Consider the following 23186-nt stretch of genomic DNA (forward strand, 5'->3'; position numbering starts at 1 on the left):
GGCGGAGATAAACTCCACCGATGACCATTCGCCACCTCGTCGTCGTCCTCGGTGACCAGCTCAACCGGAACTCCTCCGCCTTCGATGACTTCGATCCGGCGACCGATCTCGTCTGGATAGCCGAGCGACGCGGCGAATCCGAACACGTGTGGTCGCACAAGGCGCGGAGTGCCCTGTTCATCGCTGCCATGCGGCACTTTGCAGCCGAACTTCAGCGAGAAGGGTTTCCGCTGCGTTACGCGAAGCTCAACGACGCCGGCCCCGACGACCTCACCGCGCTGTTGCAAGAAACCCTCCAGCACCTCAAGCCCGAACGCCTGATCGTCATCCGTCCCGGCGAACACCGCCTGCGTACAGGCATCCAGTCAGTGGCCGCCGCATGCGGCGTGCAATACGTCGAGCGGCCCGATCGCCACTTCCTCGTCTCGGTCGATGACTTTGCCCAATGGGCCAAAGGCAAGACCGAACTGCGCATGGAGAACTTTTACCGCTGGATGCGCCAGCGGCATGACATCCTGCTCGAGAACGGAAAGCCCGTCGGCGGCAAGTGGAACTACGACGCCGACAACCGGGGCAGCTTCGGTCGGCAAGGACCCGGTTGGGTCCCACGCCCGAGGGCGTTCAAACCGGATGCCATCACCCAGAGCGCCCTCGACGATATCGAGGCCACGCTGCCGGACCATCCCGGTGAACTCGACCGGTTCGACTGGCCGGTCACCCGCGAGCAGGCACTGGAGGCACTCACCGACTTTCTCGACCACCGCCTGCCCGCCTTCGGCCACTGGCAGGATGCGATGTGGACCGGCGAGCCGTGGCTTTACCATGCACGTCTGTCGACCTCGATGAATCTGCGCCTGCTGTCGCCCGCCGAGGTGATCGACGCCGCCCTCGGCCGTTACCATCGCGGCGAGGTCAGTCTTTCGTCGATCGAAGGCTTCGTGCGGCAAATCCTGGGCTGGCGTGAATACGTGCGTGGCGTCTACTGGCTATCGCCGGAGCGCCTGCTGGCCTCCAACGCGTTGCGCGCCGACGCACCGCTGCCAGCCTTTTACTGGACCGGTGACACCGACATGCACTGCATGAGGGAAACGATCACCCAGACGCTGCAGACCGGTTACGCCCACCATATCCAGCGTCTCATGGTCACCGGCAACTTCGCGCTCCTGTTCGGCGTCGCGCCGGCACAGATCCACGAGTGGTACCTCGCGATCTATGTCGACGCCGTCGAATGGGTGGAAGCACCCAACACACTGGGCATGAGCCAGTTCGCCGATGGCGGCCGCATGGTATCCAAGCCGTACGCGGCATCGGGCCGCTACATCGAGCGCATGAGCAACTACTGCACGGATTGCCGCTTCAAGCCGGGCGAAGCGGTCGGCGATAACGCCTGCCCGTTCACGACGCTCTACTGGGATTTCCTCGACCGCCACCGGGCGCGATTCTGGAATCATCCACGCGCGGCTCTGCAGTGGCGCTCGCTCGAACGACTGAGCGAAGATCAGCGCGAAGCCATCAGGTCCCGTGCGCGGCAACTGCGGATCGAGTACTCCCCAGAATCGCGCTGACCGCCGAACTCAGCGCACTCAGGCTGAAAGGCTTGGTGATGAGCGTCATGCCGACATCGAGGTACTCCCCCTGCGTCGCGGTGGTCGCCGCGTAGCCTGTCATGAACAGCACAGGCAATTCAGGCCTCGACTGGCGGGCGATCTCGGCAAGCTGGCGGCCGTTCAGTCCAGGCAGCCCCACATCGGTGACCAGCAGGTCCAGAGGACGTGCGGAGGCAAGCAGGGGAAGCGCGGCATCCGCGGACTCCACGGCCTCCACGTCGTAACCCAGCTGTTCCAGCAGCTCGGTGACGAGTGAGCGTACCTGCACATCGTCTTCCACGACGAGGATGCGCTGACCGCCACCTTGCAACACGACAGCGCGACCCTGCTCGGGTGCAACCTCGGTCCCGGTCGCCATCGGCAGATAAAGCCGTACCGTCGTACCCTGCCGCAAGGCGGAGGTAATGCGGACATGTCCATGCGACTGCCGGACAAAGCCGTAGATCATCGACATGCCCAACCCCGTGCCCTGTCCGATCGGCTTGGTCGTGAAGAACGGTTCGAATACCTTGTCCAGCGTGCCCGCGTCCATGCCGGTGCCGGTATCGGTGACGGACATGACCACGTACACCGTGTCGTCCGACGTGTCGGGAAGCGTTTCGACCGTCGTCCTGACGCACAGCGAACCACCCTCGGGCATCGCGTCCCGCGCATTGATCGCCAGATTGAGCAGCGCACTCTCGAGCTGGTTGTGGTCGACCATCGCATGCGGCACATGCCCCAGGTCGATATGCAGCTGCACGCGCTCGCCGAGCGTCCGCGTCAGCAGATCTTCCATCGAGCGCACCAGGACTTCCACATCGACCGGGCGCGGGTCCAGTGACTGACGGCGGGAAAACGCCAGCAGCCGCTGCGTGAGCCCCGCGGCCCGCTGGGCCGATGTCGAGGCGATATCCAGAAAACGATCGAGGCCCTCGTAGCGCTTCGCATCCAGGCGCATGCGCATCAGCTCCATCGCGGCCAGGATGCCGGTGAGCATATTGTTGAAGTCATGCGCGATGCCTCCAGTCAACTGGCCGACCGCCTCCATCTTCTGCGCCTGCCGCAAGGCTTCCTCGCTGCTTTCGCGCGCGGCCATTTCGGCTTTCAGCTCGGCCGTGCGCTCCGCGACCCGCGACTCGAGCAGAGCCGCCTGCTGCTGCGTCGCTTCGAGTGCGACCTTGCGCACCGTGACATCGGTGGCGAAGATGTGGAATCCGTCGACACGGCCATCGGCATCGAACCGAGGCAGATAACGGATTTCGGCGTCGCGCCGGCGACCGTCACGGCGCGGCCAGTTGACCTCCATGCGCACGGGACGTCCATGCAGCGCACGGTCGATCGCTTCGCCTCGCTCAGCCCACGTCAAGGGTCCCAGTACATCCGGCATGCGCCGACCGAGGATCTCCTTCACGGGCACGCCGAACCATTCCTCGTAAGCGAGGTTGGCAAAACGGTAAACCAGGTTCGTATCGACGAACCCGATCAATACGGGGATCGAATCGGCAATCAGGCGCAGCTCCGCTTCGCTCTCGGCTTGCAGCGCCTGGCTTTCCTCGAGCCGCACCATCTGGTCGCGAATGATGAACTGCTTATGCCGCGCGCGCAGCGCCGAGGTGACGGCGCTGACCAGCGAAGCGGCGCTCAGCGGGCGCTCGAGCTCGACGACGTTCAGGGCTTCGTCCGGCAGCGCCGCACGCTTACCGGGACCTGCGGAACGCGGCGCACGAAGCAGCACGAAGGGAATGTCGGACCACGATTCCTGATGGCGCAGTGCCGAGACGAGCGCCGCCGGGTCACCGGCGATCGCTTCCTCCGTGAGCAGCACAGCGCCCACCGAGTCGTCGAGGCGCTGCGCGAGGTCTTCGAGCGAGGAGGCAATCGCCGATCGATAGCCGTTCTCGCCGATGATGGACGCCAGGCTCTCCGCGTCGCGTCCGTAAGGCGCCAGCAGCAGGACCGTCTTACTGAACGGCACTGAGCTCATCCAGCAAGGGCGCCGGGCTTCCCAGGAATTCAGGCGTACCCGTGAGCACGCCACGGAAATCGGACAGCGGCGCGCTCAGACGCAAGCCCTGACCGTCGATGCGCAACTCGCGAATGGTGTCTTCGTGCGCGCCGCTGCGGTTCTTGATGACCGACAACGCCTTGCGAATACGCCCCTGGGCTTCGAAGAAACGGAACAGGATGACCGTGTCCGCCATGTAGCTGACGTTGAGGTTACCCGTCGACATCGTGCCGACCAGACCGTGCTGGGGGTTGATCAGCAAGGTCAGTACGCCGGCCTGGTTGAGGAAGGAAAGCAGTTCATGCATCTGCAGCATCAGCTGCTTTTCCTGCGGCATCGATGCGAGGTATCCGTTGAGGCTGTCGATGACCAGAACCCGGCAATTCTTGTCCTGCACGGATTCGCGCACGCTCCAGGCAAACTCGCCGGGTGAGATTTCCGCGGGGTCCATCTGGCGCAGCTCGAGCAGACCGCTTTCGATATGCGGACGCAGGTCGAAACCGAGCGCGTCGGCCCGGGTCAGCAGCGTACCGGTGCGTTCGTCAAATTCGAAAATGCAGCAATGCTCACCGCGCTGGCAGGCGGCGGCGACGAACTGCAGGGCGACGTTGGTTTTCCCCGACCCCGCGGGCCCCGTCAGCAGCGTGCTGGTACCTCGCAGCGGGCCGCCTCCCAGCAGATCGTCGAGTTCGGCGATATCGCTGGGCACCGCGTCGCCGACAAAAGGCCTGTGATGATCCGAAGCAACCAGCCTCGGATAAATGCGCATGCCACCCGGCTCGATCGACAGATCGTGGTAGCCCGCGATGAAATCCACACCGCGCAGCTTCTGCACCTGCATGCGTCGACGCGCCGCGCCGAAATCGAGGGTCAGGCGCTCGAGCGAAAGCACGCCGTGGCAAAGGCTGTGCAGGTGCGCATCACGCTCACCACCCTCACCGGTCAGGTCGTCGACCAGGATCACGGTGATGTTGCGTGGCGCGAAAAACTGCTTGAGCGACAGCACCTGACGACGGTAACGCAGCGCATCCTGGGCCAGCAGGCGAAGTTCGGACAGCGAATCGAAGACGATGCGGCTCGGGTTGAAGCGTTCGACCTCCGCCTGGATCAGTCGGACCGTGCCGTCGAGCTCCATCTCCCACGGGTGCAGGATCGATTGCTGACGACCGTCGCCCAGAACGGCCTCGGCGGAGGCCAGTTCGAAAAGGTCGATCCCATCCAGCGACCAGCCGTGCGAGGCCGCCACTTCGGTCAGTTCGTCCGTGGTTTCCGAGAGGGTGACATAAAGACAGCGCTCGCCGTTCCGCACGCCCTCGCGGAGAAACTGCAGGGCCAGGGTCGTCTTGCCAGAGCCCGGCTGGCCTTCCAGCAGGTAGACGCGGTCGACGGGCAAACCGCCCTTGAGGATCGTGTCCAGCCCGGCGGTACCGGTCGTCATACGGGGAAGGGGCATGGGGGAACCAGGTCGGGACGGGCGGGGGTCCGCAGCCTGGGCGGCGCACCTGTTCAGAGGCCATGGTAACCGAATTCCCCATTTTCTCGATGGCAAATGCGGCAGCCGAATAATCGACACATCTTCACATTTGTGTGCAATCGACCGAACCGATGTTGAAGACGTTTTCGCGTCGCGCTAACCGCGGCGCGCGACCGATCCTGCGACTCCAGCGGTGGGCAGGTCGTCGAAGACAACCTCTCGCTCGGGCCAGCGCAGGGCGCCGAGTCGCGTCTGGAAGTCCGTGCCCCGCAGCCGCTCCTGAAACCGCCGACCGACCGAATAGTCTATGCAGTAGACGTTCTTTCGCGCTCCCAACGGTTCGTCAAAGGAGGCGCCGCCGAAGAGGTCCGGACCACCCTTGCCCAATGCGGCGCGATCGACCGGATACGGCCAGCGCCAGTAGTGACCGATCACGACCGGCACATCTTCGGCGTATTCGTTCCACCAGGCGACGCGCTCGACCATGCGCCATTTTCCGCTGCTGTAAAACGGCGCGGTACCGACACGCTCGACTCCGGAGGTCAGCACCCGGATGGGGTTGGCCATCTGGCGCGTCTCGTCCAAGACCGCCGTGTTGGGCAACATGGGCATCAGGGCGTTCGGATCATGCATGAGTTCGCCGAACGCCAACCGCTCGTCACGGGCACCGACGAATGCACCGTCGGCTTCCAGTTTCGCTTCGAGTTCCTCTTCCCACTGGTCGAACATGGCGGTGGTGCCAGTGACGGAAGCCGCCCACACCCTCCCGACCGAGTCCGCGTGCCAGCAGGCGTGCACCACGCGAAGTCCAGGTCCCTCGAGGGCCAGCGGCAGCGCTTCCAGGAAAGCGAGATACCGTGAACGCATGGTCGGGTCGACAGCCGCGGACGTGTGAAACTTCCCCTCCGCACGATCGTGGTCGTGCTCGAAGAACCATCCGTTGCCCTCTCTGATGGCGCCGCAGAGAATGTTCAGTTCGTGGTTGCCGAGCACGCACTGCGCGTGTCCGCTCTCCATCAGCCCGCTGACCAGGTCGAGCACGGCGGGGCTGTCGGGACCGCGGTCGCAGAGGTCGCCGACAAAGACCAGCCGACGCCCCTCGGGGTGCGTGCCGTCCGGACCATAGCCAAGCCGGTACAGCAGATCCCTCAGCGCGTCGATCTCACCGTGGACGTCGCCGATCAGGTCAAGCGGGCCGTCGAAAAGTGCTGCGATGCGCGTCATGGCCGCTCCCTGCCCGTCTGTCAAACGACGAGTTTACCGGCAGTGGCCGCTCAGATGGTGGGCTGCTTACGCAGTCTGTCGGGGCCTTGTCCGCTGTCGAACCGGTGCCGCATCGTGATCAGTTGCATCAGCTGGAGCGCCCGCTCGAAATCGGGCTTCGCCGCGAGTGCGGCTTCCGCATCGGCTTCGGCGCCTTTCACGTCATTCATCGACAGGCGGGCGAGGCCGCGCTCGGTCCGGCTCGCTACTTCGGAGGTGGGTGACATGCGAAGCACCTCGGTGGCGTAGATCGCGGCATCCGCCGGGCCGCCGGCGCGTGCGCGACGTTGTGCGATCTGTCGCATGACGGGCAGGCTCGGACCGATCTGGTTCATGGCCTCCAGGTCGGCGGTGCTCCATGCGCATTCGTCGCCACACGAGCGTCGCGTCCATTCGATCTGGCTCACGATGAGGATCAGCAACGGATTGATCGCGCCGGCCGCCCGTGCACGTTCCTGCTCGGCGAGGAGATCGGCGTCCGAGCCCACCCATTTACGCTGAAGAAGCCTGGCCGCTTCCTCATGCAACATGAGATTGTCGGGATGTTCGTGCAGAGCCTTTTCGAGGCGCTCCCTCGCTTCCAGCCGTTCGCCCTCGCGCGCTTCGACCCAGAGCATGCCGTATGTGGCTGGCGTCAGTTGGGGGACGGCGATGAGGGCTTGCTGCAGGTCTTCAGCGCCTCTCGCGTCAAGCTGTGCCATCCGCGCAAACCGCTCGTCCGAGGTGTCCTGGCTGAAGGCGCCCCCGCGCGCCTCACCGGCCGCGGCTACATGCTGCAGACCGCTGGCAACGTGCGCCCAGACGTTATCGGGCGAACGCGCGAGCCAGGCGTCGGCAAGATCGCGCGCTTCCTTGCACGCGCACGAGAAGGTACGCAGGAAAGCCTCGTCCAGCTTCCACGAGGTCTCGATGCGAGCCTGATCTCTCAGCAAACCGTCGAAATATCGCTCCAGAGCCTTAGGGCCCTTCGCATCGAAGGCCTGCTGAAGTTGCCCGAGCGACATCAAGGGGTCGAACTGCAAGTGGCACAGCAAGTCGACTTCCCGGTGATCCCAGTGCACGTCCCGCGGATCCGGGTAATGCAGGCAGCGGGCAAGACGATCGGGATCGGCATCGAAGCGCGCCATGTCCCCGATGACCGCTTTCTCGGCGTCGGTCGTATGGTGCAGTAACCCGCCTGGACGGGTAGCGGCGGCGCCCGCCGAACTGCTTTGACGCGCAGGACCGTCCTGCGCAAGCGCAGTTGCCGACAGCACGCAGACGAACGCGATAAATACACGCTTATGCCAGTACATCCCTGTTCCCTTCCCCTGGTGAACCCCTAGTCTATCCATAGGCGGCCGTCTTACAACCCTGGGTGACGTGCGAAGGCTCATTTGTCTTCGCTATCGCCCCCATAGCAAGTAACGATTGGATTGCAGCGGGCTTGCCGCGCACGCTCTACGCTCACAGAAGCAACCGGGGGCGAACGCCCCAAGTCGAAAACACCATGAACACTACCGCCCTCGCCCGCACGCCGTCGCGTGCGCTCCCCCTGGCCGCACTGGTTTTTGCCGCTGGCCTCCTTGTCGTCGCGCCGCAGGTCCGCAAGGCATCGCAGCAGATGGCTCCCGCGAATACGGACACGGCGCCTGCCGTGTATGTGCCGAACGGGGCAAATACCTTGCTCCCGTACGGAGCCGTCGGACACGACGTGCACGCAGCGCCGCAGACGGTGCTTCCCTACGGCGCGGTGAGCCACGAAGCGATGTCCTCCGCGGAGACCGTTCTGCCCTACGGCGCGATGACCTCGGCATCCCTGCGCGATGCCATCACGCCTTACGGCCTGCTCAGCCGCCACGCGGCTCCGTGACCGGGCCGCAAGGCGCCTGAAATCAGATCGCCGACGTCCCGCCGTCGACGAAGAGCTGAACCCCGTTGACGTAGGTCGAATCGTCCGATGCCAGGAAGAGAGCCGCTTTCGCGATCTCTTCGGACGTGCCCATCCGGCCCCGCGGGATCATCGACTCGAACTGACGGATCGTCGCTTCATCGAACAGCTTTTCCTGGATCGGTGTGCGCACCTGTCCGGGATGCAGCACGTTGACCCGGATCCGGCGGTCCTTGAGCTCATTCAGCCATGTGCGCGCAAACGCGTGCAACGCGGCCTTGCTTGCCGAATACACGCCGAACGACGGGAATCCTTTGACCACGACCATCGATCCGTTCAGCACGATTGATGCGCCCTCGGTCAGCAACGGCAGAGCCTTCTGCACCGTGAAAAGCGTGCCGCGCGTATTCAGGCCGAAAACGTTGTCGAAGTGTTCTTCGGTGATGTCACCGAGCATGGCCGATTCACCCGTGCCGGCGCTGGCGAAAATGATGTCGACCTTGCCCTTCTCGCGCTTCACCGTGTCGTAAAGGCGATCCAGATCGTCCAGATTGGCCGCATCGCCCTGCACGCCGGTCACATTGCGACCGATCAGCTTCACGGCCTCATCGAGCGTCGCTTTGGTGCGCCCGGTGATGAACACATACGCCCCTTCTTCCACGAACCGTTGCGCGGTGGCCAGCGCCATACCGCTGCTGCCGCCCGTGATGACCGCGACCTTACCGTCCAGCTTACCCATGGCCTTTCCCCTTGAGTTATATTTAATGGAGCAGTGCTCCGATTCAATATATGGAGCACCGCTCCACTTGTCAATGGAAGCCCATGCGAGCCGACGCGAAGAAAAATTACGATCAGGTACTGGCCGTCGCCGCCGAGGTCGTCGCCGAACAGGGCGCGGATGCGTCACTCCGCGATATCGCGCGGCGGGCGGAGGTCGGTCTCGGGACGCTGTACCGCCATTTCCCCACACGCGAGGCATTACTCGAAGTCTTGTTGCGCACCACCATGGACGAGCTGACACGGAAGGCGACCGACATCGAAGCCACCTGCGCTCCCGACGAGGCGCTGTTGACATGGTCACGGCTGGCGGTCGCGTTCACCCACACCTTCCGCGGCGTCGTCGACCTGATGGCTACCGCGATGGACGATGAAAACTCCGCGCTACATGCCTCGTGCACGAAGGTTCGCGCGGACGGTGCCCGACTGTTGCTGCGTGCCCAGGACGCGGGACTGGCCCGCAAGGACATCGACGGGGCGGATCTGCTGTCACTCATCGCGGCGCTGGGTTGGCTCAATGACCAGCCCTCGTTTGCCCCGAGAGCGGCGCATTTGTTCGACGTCATTGCCGATGCCCTGCTGACCGCGAGGCCTCGCTCGCCGTAACGCCGAGGCCGCTGACACGAACCCTTTTGGGCGCCGTGCGTGATAAGTTTTTGCATCTCCTTGCAAGGAACGCCGAATGCCTCTGCCCGTCGTCTACGTCCAAGGTTTCATCGGTCATCTGCGTTTTCCGGAATTGCGCGCGGGACTCGAACCGTCGCGGGTCATCAGCCCCGATCTTCTTGGCTTCGGTGAGTTCGCGCATCGCCTTCCGCGGTCGGTGGCCGACCAGGTCGAGCACCTGGAACGTCAGATTTCGGAGCGATTCGGCGACGCGCCGGTGCTGCTGGCGGGCCACTCGGGCGGGGCGGCCGTGTGCGTGCGCTTTGCCCAGGCCTGGCCCGGGCGTGTCGCGGGTCTGGTCAGTGCGGAAGGAAACCTCGCGCCAAGCGACGCATTCCTCTCCTCGCGCCTGGCCCCCATGTCGGGCGATGCGATACGTGCGTGGCTGGAGAAAGCTCGCGCCAACCCGGCCGCGTTCGTCGCGCAGGAGCGGATGGCGTTCGACACCGAACAGCTGGCACGTCTCGAAGACTGGCTCGCTCACCAGTCCGCCGAAGCGATACATGCCATGGCGCGTGCCCTGCTCGTCGAGACCGTGCATCCCGGGTACGCCATGGCCGTCGCGAGCGTCATGGCATCGGTTCCCACCTATCTCATCCAGGGCGCAAAGTCGGTGGGTGCGCTCGGTGTGCCGCCGCGTCTCGTCGCCATGGCCGCAGGAACGATCACCATTCCAGGCGCCGGGCACCTCATGGTTCTGGAAGCACCCGAGGCCGTCGCCGCCGCCGTCGTCGCCATCATCAGGGAACTCAGCTGATCGCGAGCCGGGATTAAATTGGTTACCGTTGAAAGCACCGCGCTGCCTTGACCTGGTTCTCATTTTCAACGAACCACCTCTGCGACACTTCGCCGACTCGCACGAGCCGACGCCTCTTCAGACCTGTCGAAAACGGCGCCATGCGTGCACGTTTCCCCACTGGATGACCACCCACGGTCCGGTGACGGACAGATGGGTTGTGGGTATCCCTGAGGAGCGGTGAGTGAATCCGATGATCAAGTTCAAGCCGATCGCGCATCGGCTGGTGCCGACGCGTGCCCGTTTCAAATCGCTGCTGGCCATAGCAAGCCTTGCGACCATGGCGGCGGCTTTGCCTGCTGCCGCCGCGGAACACGCGCCATTGACCGGGCCGCAAGTCGACGGTCCGACCGCCGTTGCGCGTGCGCGTGTGGCAGCCGACGTGCTGATGGCCACCTACGATCCCGTGAAGGCCTGGTTCCCCTCCAGCTGGTGGAACTCCGCCGTCGCCTTGCAGACCATCGGTGACTACATGCAGCGCACCGGCGACCGCCGCTACCTCGGTCAGCTGGACAACACGTTCGAGAAGGACAAGGGCGCCTTTCCCGCCGGCGTGTTGTCGGGCGATCCGCTGCTGGGCAACTTCACCAGCCGAGCGATCGACGATTCGGAATGGTGGGCCCTGACCTGGCTGCAGGCCTATGACCTGACAAAGGATCCCAAGTACCTGGCCATGGCGGTCACCATCGCCAACTACGTCAACGGCTACTGGGACACCGGCACCTGTGGTGGTGGCGTCTGGTGGGACGGCGAGCGCACTTACAAGAATGCCATCACCAACGGTTTGTGGATCCGCCTCACCGCCGAACTGCATAACCGCATTCCCAGCGACACGTTGTGGCTGGGCCGTTCCAGGACGGCGTGGACCTGGTTCCAGGGCAGCGGCATGGTCAATGCCGACGGGCTGGTCAATGACGGACTGACGAACGCATGCACCAATAACGGCCAGACCGTGTGGAGTTACAACCAGGGGCTCGCCATCGGCGGGGGCCTGGAACTGTATCGCGCGACCGGGGATGCACAGATCCTGGCGGCAGTGAAGCGCCTTGCGGACGCGGCGATCGGACCGGACGCGTTAGCGGCCAATGGCATCCTGACCGAGAGCTGCGACGCGTCCGATCAGACCTGCGACGACAATGGCAAGCAGTTCAAGGGTATCTTTACGCGCTACTGGACCGATCTGGTCGATACCACGCATGACTCGCGTTATGCCACGTTCCTCGACCACCAGGCGCAAAGCGTCTGGGCGAACGATCGCGACGCGGCGGGACGACTCGGCACCCGCTGGTCCGGAGCGACGGATAACGATCATCCCAACGTCTTCGACTGGCGTACGCAGGCTAGCGCGCTCAGCGCGCTGATTGGCGATGTGCCCGCCGCGACACCGCTTGAGTCGCTGGCGGCGACGCTGTCTCCGGCACAACCGGTCATCATGCCGTCGGCATCCGGCACGACGAAGATTCCCGTCGACCTCGGCGTTTCGGCCACCGGCTTCCTGCCCGTGCTCGCGCTCGCCTCGGTCGATGTACCTTCGGGATGGAACGCGACGCCACGTGCGAATCTGCTTGCCCTTCAGCCTCACGGCATCTCGGCGCCGGTCAGCGGCAAGCTGCCGTTGAACGTCACCGTGCCTGGCAACGCGGCGGATGGACACCACATGGTGACGGTGTATCTGAAAGCGGCGGGCTTACGCTTCACGACGCAGGCCGACGTGCTCGTCGCCCATGCGATCGACTTCGATACCGGCACGGTCGACGAGAACCCCTGGTTGTTCGACGCGGGCGGGTCGCAGAGCAACGGCGTGCAGAACCGCTTTGCCGATGGCCATGCCCACTTCACGTATCGCTTCCCGTTCCCGGCGGACACGTCCGCCGCGCATGTCACGCTGACCATCGATGCCGAATTCCTCGTGCAGGTCAGCCAGGACAACGCGCACTGGACCACGGTGCTGCAGGAGTCGCAGCCGGTCACGGATGGCTCGAACAAGGCGGACCGCACCATCGACCTCACCCCGTACCTCGGCGCGGCGGCAGACGGGTCGAAGCCCGTGTACCTGAAAGTGTCCGATGCCTTCCCCGACGACGGCTGGGGCGGTCGCGTGTACCACGTGACGGCGAACATACTCCAGTAGGCTGAAGGACCTCCGTCCTCGTCACGGGACGGGACGGAGGTTCCCGCCACCGTCGGGATCATGGACCGCCGTGCCGATGATCCAGCGGCGCGCCGGTTTCCCGGCTATGCTTGGCCGATGACCGATTCCCTGACACCCCTGAGCGTCGAGGCCTCCGTTGAGGCCATCCAGCGGCTGTCGATCGTGCCCAAGGTCCTGGAAGCGGTCTGCAAGGTCACGGGAATGCGCTTCGCCGCCATCGCCCGCGTCACCGACGATCGCTGGACCGCCTGCGCCGTACTCGACCACCTGAACTTCGGACTGCTTCCGGGCGGCGACCTCGTCCTCAACAGCACCATCTGCGACGAAATCCGCGAGCATCGCCAGTCGGTCATCTTCGGTCATGCCAGCCATCATCCTGTTTTTTCGGCGCACCACACGCCCCGGATCTACGGGCTGGAAAGCTACGTCTCGGTGCCCATCCTGACCGAAGGCGGCAAGTTCTTCGGCACCTTGTGTGCGATCGACAGCGCGCCGCGCAAATTCGACGAAGGGACGATCCTCGCGAGTCTCACGATGTTCGCCGAACTCGTCGCCTCCCATCTCGCCCTCCACGACCGCACGATAGCCGCCGAAAACGCCCTGAAAGTCGAAGCGGAGACAGGCGCGCTGCGCGAACAGTTCCTCGCCGTCGTCGGTCACGACCTGCGCAGCCCCTTGCAGGCCGCCAAGCTGGCCGCTGAACTCCTCGAACCGTTGCAGGAAGGCGAGCGCGCCAGGCGCCTGACCCGCAATCTGACGCAGAGCCTCAACCGCATGACGGGACTCATCGCCGACGTGATGGATCTGGTCCGCGGCCGACTCGCCGGACGACTGGAACTCGACCTGGAGGAAGGCCCCGATCTGCAGATGGTTCTCGATGGTGTCGCGGAAGAGGTTCGCCTGGGCAACCCCACGTGCCAGATCGTGACCGAAGGTGAGATCGACTGTGGCGTACGCTTCGACGACCGGCGCATCCGGCAGCTGATGGCCAACCTGCTGAACAACGCGGTGGCCCACGGCGATCCCACCCAGCCGATCGTCGTGAGTTATGCACAGTCCGGAGACGGCATCGAGGTCTGTGTCGCCAACGCCGGCGAGCCCATTCCCGCCCACTTCCTGCCACGCCTGTTCGAGCCGTTCTTCCGGCCGGAATCGCCCCGCTCCCAGCCCGGACTGGGCCTTGGCCTTTACATCGCGTCCGAGATCGCCCGAGGCCACGGCGGAACCCTTCGGGTGGACTCGAACGCCAACGAAGGCACGCGCTTCACCCTCAGCGTGCCGCGAGTGCGGGTCGCCGCTTGAGGGCAAGGCGCCTTCGGCTTAGGCCTCGCCGGCGGGAGCGAGCATGGATATAGAGGCGACGATCATCCAGCTTCTGGGTCGACGAGCTCCCGAGGCGTCGATTTGTCCGTCGGATGTCGCGCGGGCGCTCGCCGCCGACGAAGCCGCCTGGCGGGCACTCATGCCACAGGTACGCGAAGTCGCCGCCGCGCTCGCGCGTAGCGGGCGCGTCGTCATCACTCAGGGAGCGGAGCGACTATCCCCGGAGGATGTCGATCGGGGACCTGTCCGTCTTCGCCGCGGCCCAGGCTGGTCTAAGGCACAGAAATAAAATGGATGTCCGGCAGCGGGGCCAGCGCCGGACGCGCAAAGAAAAAGCCCTGCTGCAGCGAGATACCCAGGTCGAACAGCGCCTTCGCCTCCTCCGCGAGCTCGACGCCCTCGGCGATGACGCGGACGCCGATCTCCTCACATAACCGGACCATGTGTCTCACGATGCGCTGGCGCACCACGTCTTCGTGGACGTTTCGGATCAGGCCGATGTCCAGCTTGAGCAGGTCCGGCTGAAAGTCGGCTAGAAGATTCAGTCCTGCGTATCCCGCCCCGAAGTCGTCGATCGCGGTCTTGAATCCGCGTGCCCGGTAAGCCGCGAGGATGGAGAGCAGGTGCGCGTGGTCCGTAATCTCTTCGTGCTCGGTCACTTCGAAGATGATGTCGGTCAGCGGCCAGTTCACCCGTTCCGCTGCCGCCAGGGTCGCCCGTAGGCAATGCTCCGGATTGTAGACGGCGTTGGGGAGGAAATTGATGGAGACCAGCGCGGGAAGCGCGGCATCCTTCGCACATTCCAGCGCGCGCACCCGGCACGCCTGATCGAAACCGTAACGATTCGATTCGTCGATGCCGCTGAGTACTTCAGCGGCTCCCTCGCCATGGATGCCGCGTACCAGTGCTTCGTGCGCGAAGACGGTACGTGCGGCGACGTCCACGATGGGCTGAAACGCCATCGTAATTCCGGCGGCAAGTGAATCGCTGTCGCGGCAGGCCCCGCAGGTCAATTGGCTGTCCATCGTTTCGGTGTTCCTCAAGTCCCCGTTTATCGGCCGGCATCCGCGATTCTGAAGGTACCACCGTTCCGATGCGGACCATTCACGCCTGTTGCGCTCTTCTCGTCCACTGTGCAGGGGATTGACGAATGACAGGATTCACCACATTGCGGACCAACCGGTGGACCTGGCCGTCGATGGAAACCGACACGCCGCCCGTCGTCGTGGCTATCCCGGTACGTAATGAGGCTGAAAATATCGCTGGATGCCTTGACGCGCTCGCCCGTATGGATCGCCGCGGCATCCAGCTTCTCGCCGTCATCCTCGTTTTCAATGGCTGTTCGGACACCAGCTGGGAAACTGCGTCCGCCTGGCGGGGCAGCACACGCCTGCCCCTCAGACTCATCGAGGTGGCCCTCGACCCAGCCCTGAATCACGCTGGCGGCGCGCGCGCGGCGGCACTCTCGCTCGCACTGACGGCACTGAGTGAGCGGCGCGGCGGCACCATCCTGACCACCGACGCGGATAGCCGGGTGCCTCGCGAGTGGATGGTCCAGATCCAGGCGATGATCGACGGCGGTGCGGATGCTGTCGCCGGCGAGATCACGGTCGATGAGACCGCCGCGATCTGGCCGGAATCTTTGCGGTCGCGGCATCGGATCGAGGCGGAATACACGAGTCTGCTCGATGAAATCGACGCGCTTTGCGATCCTGTCCCCCACAATCCCTGGCCGCGGCATCGACGATGCTCCGGTGCCAATCTTGCCTTTCGCGCCGACGCCCTTCGCGAGGTGCGCGCGCTACCCGCGCCGCCGTACGGTGAGGACCGGGCTCTCGTGGACGCCTGCCTTGCCCGGGATCTGTCGGTCCGACATGCCCCCTCGCCGCGGGTCGAAACGTCGTCCCGACTGACCGGTCGGGCAAGCGGCGGCATGGCGGATACGCTCAGCGACAGGTCGCGACAGCACGACCTCCCTTGCGACGCCATGATCGAGGCCTGCTCGACGCACGTCTATCGCGCGACGCAGCGGGCTCGCGCACGACGGACGTTCATGCCAGGCGTACCGGACGCCGCTCTTGCACACTCACTCGGCCTGCCCGCCCATCAGATCTCAGGCGCCCCGTCCCTGCACTTCGGGGACACGTGGCAGTGGCTGGAACGGTGCTCCCCTTCCCTGGCGCGCGTGCCCTTGTCACCCGGCGATCTGCCCCGTGAGATAACCAAGGCGAAGGCATGGCTCGCGACACGGCTCAGCGTGACCCGGAAGGAGATCCCCGCATGACGGTGCACGCGCTGCACGCCGATGGGCAGAATGCGCGGGAGAGGCTCCTCAGCGCCCTGAACGCCTGCATGGACGATCTGTCGCTCCTAGCACGGAGCGACGATGTCCCGGGGACTTTTCCAACCGAGGCCCTGGCCCGACTCAGGGCCATCGGCCTGCTCGGCGCCGTGCTCCCTGTCGACGAGGGCGGCGCCGGCCTGGGCATCGACCGCCAGGCCAGCATGACGCTCTACCACGTGCTGACACGGCTGGGCGCCGCTCACCTTTCCCTGGCCCGCCTGTTCGAAGGACACGTCAACGCATTCGCGCTCCTGTGGCACCACGGCTCCACGGCGCAACGACAGCGGCTGATGCGCTACGTACGCGACGGCGGTCTGACCGGCGTGTGGAACGCACCCGCGCCGGAGGCTCCCTTGCGTCTGCTCGCGGACGGGGAGCACTTCCGCCTTTCAGGCAGCAAGATCTACGCATCGGGTGCCGGCATCATCCAGCGGCCTCTGCTCACCGCCACGACGGAGGACGGAAAGCTGTTGATGATCTGGTGCGACGTGGGTCGTGCCGTCGTCGATCTGTCGGGATGGCGTGTCCACGGCATGCGCGCGACCGCGACAGGTACCGTGAAGCTCGATGGCGTTGTCGTCGAGCCGGGACAGGTCTTCGGAGCCGATCAGGATTATCATCGGCAGCCTGTTTTTTCAGGGGGCGCGTGGCGCTTCGTTGCCGCGCAGCTGGGTGCCGCCGGTGCGCTGGCGGACCTCATGAAGCAGAATCTCGTCGATGCGAGACGTGACGCGGACCCGCATCAGAGAGCACGGCTCGCCGAGGCCGTCATGCGTGTGGAGACGGGGCGTTTGTGGACTCAGGCCGCCGCACGCATGGCCGACGATCCGGCGGCGACGCCTGCCGATGTCGTTTCGTACGTGGGCATGGCCCGTCTGGTCGTCGAAGAGGTGGCCACGGACGTCATCCAGTTGGCTCAGCGGTCGATCGGGCTCCGCGCCTTGCACCAGGATCACCCCGTCGAGCGCATTTGCCGGGATCTCGCGACGTATCTGAAACAGCCGGTGCCCGACGCCATACGCGATGCCGCCGGGGCCAGCGCCGCCGCGTACCAGGGAGCCGCGCTGGACAGGTGGCCGTCGTGACGGACGGTGACGGCGAATACATCGCATCGCTCAGGCGGCTGCCTCTCACGTCGCCGGAGCACCTGCTCGCCGGGCGCGCGCTGGTCGTCATCGCGCCCCATCCGGACGATGAGAGTCTGGGCATGGGCGGGCTGCTCGCTTCGGCGCAGTCCATGGGCACCCCGGTTACCGTCGTGTTCCTGACCGATGGTGAGGGCTCACACGTCGGCTCGCCTTCCTTTCCACCGGAGACGCTGGCGCGATGGCGGCGAGCGGAAGCGACCGATGCACTCTTCGCGCTCGGCATCCCTCCGACTAGTGCGCGATTTCTTGCCCTTGGGGACGCGCGCCTCGATGCGCTGTCTGCGACGACGCGCGAGGCGGCGATGAACGCGCTGCGGGCCTGTGTGCCGTCACCCGCCCTGGTGTGCGTCACCGCACGGACGGACCCGCACGGCGACCACCGCGCCGCAAGCTCGATCGTGAACGACATCGACTGGCCGGAAGGTGTCGCCGTCATGGAATATCCGGTCTGGACATGGCTGGCGGACGAGACCGGCCTGCCGACACAAGCGGCGACCGGATACCGTGTCGACGTAACGACAGCACTCGTCGCGAAGCGACGGGCGATCGCGGCCCACCGCTCACAGCACGGCGGCGTCATTACGGATGCCGAACACGCTTTCGAGCTCGAAGCGAGCTTCCTCGCCATGTTCGATCACCCGACGGAGACACTGGTATGGCCGACGAGGTGACATTCGACGCCGACTACTTCAACACGCTCTACCGGCAGGACATCGACCCGTGGCACTTCAGAACGAGTGAGTACGAACGCCGGAAGTACGCCGAGACCCTGGCCGCGTTACCGCGCGACCGGTATGAGCACATCATCGAACTGGGTTCGTCCATCGGCGAACTGAGTGTTCTTCTTGGAGCGCGCGCCGAGCGTCTCACCGGTGTAGATACATCGGATGTCGCCATAGCGACCGCACGGAAACGGTGCGCAGGTCTGCCGCACGTCGCGTTCGAGGAGGCGCAGCTTCCGCACGGGGAGTGGGCGACGCAGGCCGACGCGGATGCGTTGGTCATATCCGAGCTGCTGTATTACCTCAGCAGCGAGAAACTCGCCGTCATGACACAGCGCATGTCGCGGCTGGCGACCACGGCGGACATCGTCCTCGTCCACTGGACAGGAGATACCAACTACCCGATGACGGGGGATGACGCGTCAGAACAGTTCATACGCGCCTTCCCGCAGCGTCGATGGCTGACCACACGACGGACGGGTTACAGGTTGGACGTCACCTGCCCTGTCGCGGCTTAGGCACGTTACTTTTTCTTGTCCGCCGCCCGCACAGCGTCCGAGCTCACGTTCGTACCCTGGCCCTTCAGCGGCTCGGGCACCGGTGTGCCAAAAGCGTCCCGGCGACGCGGATCGCCTGAGCCTTTTTTTGTATTTACCGGATCGGTCAGTTCCTGCGCCGCCTCAGCCCGCTTCGTCTTCGGTGTTTCGACGACCTTCTGCGGATGACCTGCCACCGTCTGCGTCTTGACCTGAGCGGATTCGTCGGCCTTTGTCTGGGCAAGCGCCCCCAGCGGCAGCAAGAGCAAGCCGGCGACGACGAAATTCAGCGCCTTTTGATTTCGATAAGCCATCGTTACACCCTCTCAGCCATGGGATTCATCGCCACGCACCTGCCGCGGAGACAATGATTCCTTGACCGTGCCTCGCGGGGTGTAACAGCGACCGTAACGCGGCGTGAAGGAGTGCTTCGCGTGCGGCTGGCAGAGCGTCGGCCATGGGCATTTGTCGATGTGGTGGCTGCGAAACCGCTTGCGACCAACACCTCCCCTTCAACACGGCAGGAAGAGGATCGGGCTTTGACAGGAGAAACAGCATGAAGGCTCTTACCTACCACGGCTCCAAGGACGTACGCGTCGAAACGATGCCCGACCCGACGATCCTGGCCGCCGACGATGTCGTTCTCCGAGTCACAGCCACCGCCATCTGCGGCTCGGACCTGCACCTCTACCACGGCAAGATCCCTGAAACGAAGCACGGCGATATCTTCGGGCACGAATTCATGGGAGTTGTCGAAGAAGCCGGCGCCGATGTCACCAACGTCGCTGTCGGCGACCGCGTGGTCATCCCCTTCGTCATCGCCTGCGGAAAGTGTTTCTTCTGCGAGAACGACCTGTTCGCCGCCTGCGAGACGACGAACCCCGATCAGGGTGCGTCCCTCAGAAAGAGAGCGAAGATGACACCGCCCGCTGCCCTCTTCGGCTATTCGCACCTCTACGGCGGCGTACCCGGTGGTCAGGCGGAATTCGTTCGTGTCCCGAAAGCCAACGTCGGGCCTTTCAAGATCCCCGGCAGCCTGTCGGATGAGCGTGTGCTCTTTCTCTCCGACATCCTTCCCACCGGCTATCAGGCCGTACTCAACGCAAAGATCGAGCGCGGTTCGACCGTGGCCATTTTTGGCGCGGGCCCGGTAGGCCTGATGGCCGCCGCCTGCGCGCGCATGCTGGGCGCGGAGCGCATCTTTATGGTCGACTCCGAAAAGTACCGGCTGGATTTCGCCGTCTCGGCGTTCGACGTGATCCCCGTCGATTTCGGTGCACTCGATCCGTCCGAGTTCATCCTCGAGCAGACGGCGGGCCATGGTGTCGACGCATCCATCGATGCCGTCGGTTTCGAAGCGAAAGGCAGCACGACGGAGACGGTGCTGAGCACACTGAAGATCGAAACGAGTTCGGGCGAGGTGCTCCGCCAGTGCATCACCGCTACGCGGCGTGGCGGCGTGGTAAGCATTCCGGGTGTCTATGCCGGATTCATCCATGCCTTCCTGATCGGCGACGCCTTCGACAAGGGACTCACGCTGGCCATGGGTCAGACGCACGTCCAGAAGTACCTGCCGGAACTGCTCGAATTCATCGAAGACGGCAAGCTGCAGCCCGACATCATCATCTCGCACCGCATGAAGCTGGCCGACGCGGCCCGCGGCTACGAAATCTTCGATAAGAAGGAGGAAGATTGTCGGAAGGTCGTGCTTACTCCATGATGCCTTGCCCACGATGACCGGCTGAAATAACGGAACGAACACGATGGAAGCTCGCGACCTCGGTGACACGATCACCTTTTATTTGCCCCAGGGAAACGCTGGCGCCGAGGCCTTTGCGGTTTTCCAGGACCGCCAGCATCTCGGCGGGTTTCCCACTCGCGAGGAATCGCTTCAGTTCGCGCTTGCCAGGGCGCGTGTGATCCGCGAAACCCGCGCCGTCCCGATCCGGCTACGGATCGAAGACGATGCGGGTGTCTGGCTCACCAGGGATGCGCTGGCCGAGCCGATCGCGGCGGCCAGCGAGTAAGCCGTTCGTTACGGCGCCCGTGGCGTCTCATGCTCGCGCGGGATACCCGCGCTCAGCCATGACCCGTGCCACGGCTGCTTTCGCATCGTCAAGAACTCGCTCGAGCGGCTGGTTGGCGTCGATGTCGATCACCGTCGCACCACTGAATGCGAGCTGCGGTGTCACGGCGATTTTGCGCGCCAGCGCTTCGCGCCGATGGTCCGGCTTCCGTGCGCATGCGATGTCCAGGTCGACATTCAGCCGGAGAACGATGTCGGGTCGGTGGCTGGCCATCCATTCGAACATGGCGTATTCGCGCCGAGCCAGACCGAGCACGAAGCGCGAGCCCCCCTCGACGGCGGGAAATCCCGGGCCATCGTACGCGCCGGGAATCTCCAGCTGCGGAAAGCGATCGGTGACCACGATCAGCCCGCGACGCCTGAGCGCAAGCATGCGCCGGAAGCGCCGTCGGCGGCGGAGCGTGAAGGCGCTGATGACCAGAGCGGGCAGCAGGCTGGGCTGCTTCGCCTCCTTCATCCGGTTGTTCACGTCATCGGACTTGCGCCGGATCAGCCGACCCAGCGCGCCTCCCACCAGGGGCCACTGCGCTACCGCGCGGCCGACGTTGCCGGCCTGCTTGCCGAGGTGAACGCTGGCCGCGGGACCGTAACGTCCTATCCAGGCGAGGATATGTTCGCTGACCGTCGACTTGCCGGAACCGTCGCAGCCGATGACCGCGATAAGTGGCGCCATGGCGCCGTCCTTTGCCCCGGATACCGCTACCGGACTGAAAAAATGGTTCATTAAATCTCGCTGATGCGCGCGGTCCGACGACCGTAGACGCAAGAATATGCCATGTAATAAAATTGTATTCATCCTGCGCTACCGGCTATCTGGTGTGCCTCTCCTCTCTGATTCCGATGACTTCCACCCGACGGTGGGGGTGATCGCGCTTACCGGTTGCGATGGCTCCGGCAAGTCCACACTGGCGGCGAAGCTCGTCGCCCACCTGCGCGAACAACGCCCCACGGAGGCCCTGTACCTCGGCCAGTCGTCGGGCCGGATCGCCGAGTGGATCCGCACGCTGCCCCTGATCGGGCCGCGCTTCAACGCGTACCTGCTGCGCAAATCCGACCAGGTTCACGATAAGCCGTCGATGCCGCCCGGCAACGTCGCGGCGTTGGTGATCTACATGCTGTCGCGTTGGCGCGCGCACAAGTTCCGCCGCATGCTCGCCATGTGCCGGCGCGGCGTCCTGGTGGTCACGGATCGTTACCCGCAGGCGGAAATTCCCGGGTTCTACTGCGACGGCCCGCAGCTGGCGAAGACCGAAGGAGGCAACTGGTGGATCCGCCGTCTCCGTGCGAGCGAGCAACGCCTCTACCAATGGATGGCGTCCAGCGTGCCAGCGCTCGTCATCCGTCTCAACGTCGATGCCGAGACGGCGCATGCGCGCAAACCCGACCACAAGATGGCATCGCTTCGCCAGAAGGTCGCTACCTTGCCGACGCTCCGGTTCAACGGGGCGCGGATCCTCGACCTCGATGGCCGTGACGATCAGGGTGCCATTCTCGACCGTTCGTTGCGCGCCGTGAGCACGGCGCTACCGTTGCTGTCGACATGACGACGACTGAAACCCTCCGGCCGCCGATCGCGCGGCTCATCGCCGTCGTGGGATGCGACGGGACCGGCAAGTCGACGCTGACCCACGACATCGTCAGAACGCTGAAGCAGACGCGCAGCGTCCAACGCCGTTACCTCGGGCTGATATCCGGCGAAACCGGCGACAAGATCAAGCGCCTGCCGCTCATCGGTCCCCGCCTGGAAAGGCGCCTGGCGGCCAAAGCCGCCAGCGCTCAGGACATGCGCAACAAGGTGCCCGGCGTGCTCGGGTCGCTCGTCATGTACGGGTTATCCGTCTGGCGTGCCGCTCACCTGCGCCGGGTATGCCGGCTCGCGGAGCGCGGCACGCTGATCATCACGGACCGCTATCCCCAGGCTGAGATTGCGGGCTTTCGTTATGACGGTCCCGGCCTGGGCCTCGCGCGCAGCGAACACTGGCTCGTGCGCAAGCTTGCCGTGCGCGAGCAGCGCTTGTACGAACGCATGGCGACCTATCGTCCTTCGCTCGTCATCAAGCTCGATATCGACTTCGCCACGGCACATGCGCGCAAACCGGACCACGGCCAGGAAGAGCTGAACGACAAGATCGCCGTGATGTCACGGCTGCGCTTCAACGGCGCCCGCGTCTTCGATCTGGACACCCGTGCCCCGTACGCCGAGGTGTTCGCGGCGGCCATGGCGGCCATCGACGGCCTGCCGGCTCACGGCGCCTGAGCGTCGCCTGATGGGCGGCCTAGCGCAATCTTACGCCGGCTTGAGGTTTTTCTTAACAAATCCTGGGATTATGGTACCCTTGGGTACAGTAAAAGCACGGCAATAACCCAGTAACAGACCAGTAACACTGGGGGTTGGCCCCGGTGGCATGGGACTTGTTGAGACGCGACTAAGACTA

At 64.6% G+C, this 23186-nt stretch carries 23 protein-coding genes; 15 read left to right on the forward strand and 8 right to left on the reverse strand.

All coding sequences use genetic code 11. The features are described 5' to 3' along the window. The first annotated feature begins 20 nt into the window (after positions 1-20). Positions 21-1565, forward strand: a complete 1545-nt coding sequence (locus FA87_RS09970) for a cryptochrome/photolyase family protein (RefSeq protein WP_043694268.1) — start codon at positions 21-23, stop codon at positions 1563-1565. On the opposite strand, the gene FA87_RS09975 is transcribed toward FA87_RS09970, so the two are convergent. The 4 genes from FA87_RS09975 to FA87_RS09990 all read right to left on the reverse strand — a co-directional run bounded on the left by FA87_RS09975 (position 1513) and on the right by FA87_RS09990 (position 7626). After that, on the reverse strand, positions 1513-3564 hold the full coding sequence (locus tag FA87_RS09975) for a PAS domain-containing sensor histidine kinase (RefSeq protein ID WP_239709050.1): 2052 nt from the start codon (positions 3562-3564) through the stop codon (positions 1513-1515). The two genes, FA87_RS09970 and FA87_RS09975, sit on opposite strands and share 53 nt — an antisense overlap. Next, complete coding sequence (locus FA87_RS09980) at positions 3551-5047, reverse strand: ATPase domain-containing protein (RefSeq protein ID WP_043694273.1); 1497 nt, start codon at positions 5045-5047, stop codon at positions 3551-3553. The genes FA87_RS09975 and FA87_RS09980 overlap by 14 nt, the downstream gene beginning before the upstream one ends. 177 nt (positions 5048-5224) lie before the next feature. Beyond that, the gene (locus FA87_RS09985; protein ID WP_052191276.1) at positions 5225-6292 is read right to left on the reverse strand and encodes a metallophosphoesterase; all 1068 of its coding nucleotides are present in this window, start codon (positions 6290-6292) and stop codon (positions 5225-5227) included. Between the two features lie 50 nt (positions 6293-6342). Next, complete coding sequence (locus FA87_RS09990) at positions 6343-7626, reverse strand: hypothetical protein (protein WP_043694277.1); 1284 nt, start codon at positions 7624-7626, stop codon at positions 6343-6345. Positions 7627-7820: 194 nt separating this feature from the next. Between FA87_RS09990 and FA87_RS09995 the strand changes: the two genes are divergently transcribed. Continuing rightward, on the forward strand, positions 7821-8183 hold the full coding sequence (locus tag FA87_RS09995; RefSeq protein WP_043694279.1) for a hypothetical protein: 363 nt from the start codon (positions 7821-7823) through the stop codon (positions 8181-8183). 22 nt (positions 8184-8205) lie between these two features. Here the strand turns inward: FA87_RS09995 and FA87_RS10000 are convergent, their stop codons facing one another. Next, positions 8206-8940, reverse strand: a complete 735-nt coding sequence (locus FA87_RS10000) for an SDR family oxidoreductase (protein ID WP_043694281.1) — start codon at positions 8938-8940, stop codon at positions 8206-8208. Between the two features lie 83 nt (positions 8941-9023). On the opposite strand from FA87_RS10000, the gene FA87_RS10005 reads away from it, so the two are divergent. The 5 genes from FA87_RS10005 (at position 9024) to FA87_RS20350 (ending at position 14204) form a co-directional block, all read left to right on the forward strand. Then, on the forward strand, positions 9024-9584 hold the full coding sequence (locus tag FA87_RS10005) for a TetR/AcrR family transcriptional regulator (RefSeq protein WP_036112802.1): 561 nt from the start codon (positions 9024-9026) through the stop codon (positions 9582-9584). A gap of 76 nt (positions 9585-9660) precedes the next feature. Then, positions 9661-10401, forward strand: coding sequence for an alpha/beta hydrolase (locus tag FA87_RS10010; RefSeq protein WP_043694284.1), 741 nt, complete (start codon positions 9661-9663; stop codon positions 10399-10401). A 232-nt stretch (positions 10402-10633) separates the two neighbouring features. Beyond that, on the forward strand, positions 10634-12571 hold the full coding sequence (locus tag FA87_RS10015) for a glycoside hydrolase family 76 protein (protein WP_081996684.1): 1938 nt from the start codon (positions 10634-10636) through the stop codon (positions 12569-12571). A 117-nt stretch (positions 12572-12688) separates the two neighbouring features. Continuing rightward, entirely contained in the window at positions 12689-13894 is a 1206-nt protein-coding gene (locus tag FA87_RS10020; RefSeq protein ID WP_081996685.1) for a GAF domain-containing sensor histidine kinase, read from the forward strand. Between the two features lie 43 nt (positions 13895-13937). Beyond that, on the forward strand, positions 13938-14204 hold the full coding sequence (locus FA87_RS20350; protein WP_081996553.1) for a DUF3253 domain-containing protein: 267 nt from the start codon (positions 13938-13940) through the stop codon (positions 14202-14204). Here FA87_RS20350 and FA87_RS10025 read toward each other — a convergent pair. Beyond that, positions 14188-14940 carry an EAL domain-containing protein gene (locus tag FA87_RS10025; protein WP_043694287.1) on the reverse strand — a complete coding sequence of 251 codons (753 nt, stop codon included), beginning with the start codon at positions 14938-14940 and terminating at the stop codon, positions 14188-14190. The genes FA87_RS20350 and FA87_RS10025 overlap by 17 nt on opposite strands. A 125-nt stretch (positions 14941-15065) precedes the next feature. On the opposite strand from FA87_RS10025, the gene FA87_RS10030 reads away from it, so the two are divergent. Genes FA87_RS10030 through FA87_RS10045 form a run of 4 tightly spaced genes read left to right on the forward strand, consistent with a single transcriptional unit; the run spans position 15066 to position 18647 of the window. Further along, the gene (locus FA87_RS10030; protein WP_081996554.1) at positions 15066-16199 is read left to right on the forward strand and encodes a glycosyltransferase; all 1134 of its coding nucleotides are present in this window, start codon (positions 15066-15068) and stop codon (positions 16197-16199) included. Beyond that, complete coding sequence (locus FA87_RS10035) at positions 16196-17344, forward strand: acyl-CoA dehydrogenase family protein (protein WP_052191279.1); 1149 nt, start codon at positions 16196-16198, stop codon at positions 17342-17344. Before FA87_RS10030 ends, FA87_RS10035 begins: the two co-directional genes overlap by 4 nt. Continuing rightward, complete coding sequence (locus FA87_RS10040) at positions 17341-18078, forward strand: PIG-L deacetylase family protein (RefSeq protein WP_043697836.1); 738 nt, start codon at positions 17341-17343, stop codon at positions 18076-18078. Before FA87_RS10035 ends, FA87_RS10040 begins: the two co-directional genes overlap by 4 nt. Continuing rightward, positions 18063-18647 carry an SAM-dependent methyltransferase gene (locus tag FA87_RS10045; protein WP_043694289.1) on the forward strand — a complete coding sequence of 195 codons (585 nt, stop codon included), beginning with the start codon at positions 18063-18065 and terminating at the stop codon, positions 18645-18647. Before FA87_RS10040 ends, FA87_RS10045 begins: the two co-directional genes overlap by 16 nt. Positions 18648-18652: 5 nt before the next feature. Here FA87_RS10045 and FA87_RS10050 read toward each other — a convergent pair whose 3' ends face one another. Then, positions 18653-18979 carry a hypothetical protein gene (locus FA87_RS10050; RefSeq protein ID WP_036112794.1) on the reverse strand — a complete coding sequence of 109 codons (327 nt, stop codon included), beginning with the start codon at positions 18977-18979 and terminating at the stop codon, positions 18653-18655. A 242-nt stretch (positions 18980-19221) separates the two neighbouring features. On the opposite strand from FA87_RS10050, the gene FA87_RS10055 reads away from it, so the two are divergent. Further along, entirely contained in the window at positions 19222-20385 is a 1164-nt protein-coding gene (locus FA87_RS10055) for a zinc-dependent alcohol dehydrogenase (protein ID WP_043694292.1), read from the forward strand. A gap of 43 nt (positions 20386-20428) precedes the next feature. After that, entirely contained in the window at positions 20429-20692 is a 264-nt protein-coding gene (locus tag FA87_RS10060) for a hypothetical protein (RefSeq protein ID WP_043694294.1), read from the forward strand. A gap of 27 nt (positions 20693-20719) precedes the next feature. On the opposite strand, the gene FA87_RS10065 is transcribed toward FA87_RS10060, so the two are convergent. Further along, the gene (locus tag FA87_RS10065) at positions 20720-21424 is read right to left on the reverse strand and encodes an ATP-binding protein (RefSeq protein WP_043694296.1); all 705 of its coding nucleotides are present in this window, start codon (positions 21422-21424) and stop codon (positions 20720-20722) included. A 145-nt stretch (positions 21425-21569) separates the two neighbouring features. On the opposite strand from FA87_RS10065, the gene FA87_RS10070 reads away from it, so the two are divergent. Together FA87_RS10070 and FA87_RS10075 are read left to right on the forward strand one after the other, a co-directional pair. Further along, positions 21570-22295, forward strand: a complete 726-nt coding sequence (locus FA87_RS10070; protein WP_036112788.1) for a hypothetical protein — start codon at positions 21570-21572, stop codon at positions 22293-22295. After that, positions 22292-23008 (forward strand): hypothetical protein, encoded by a 717-nt coding sequence (locus FA87_RS10075; RefSeq protein ID WP_043694298.1) that lies wholly within the window; start codon positions 22292-22294, stop codon positions 23006-23008. The genes FA87_RS10070 and FA87_RS10075 overlap by 4 nt, the downstream gene beginning before the upstream one ends. Positions 23009-23186 lie beyond the last annotated feature (178 nt).

The sequence above is a fragment of the Luteibacter sp. 9133 genome, from assembly GCF_000800155.1.
GTDB classification, from domain to species: domain Bacteria; phylum Pseudomonadota; class Gammaproteobacteria; order Xanthomonadales; family Rhodanobacteraceae; genus Luteibacter; species Luteibacter mycovicinus.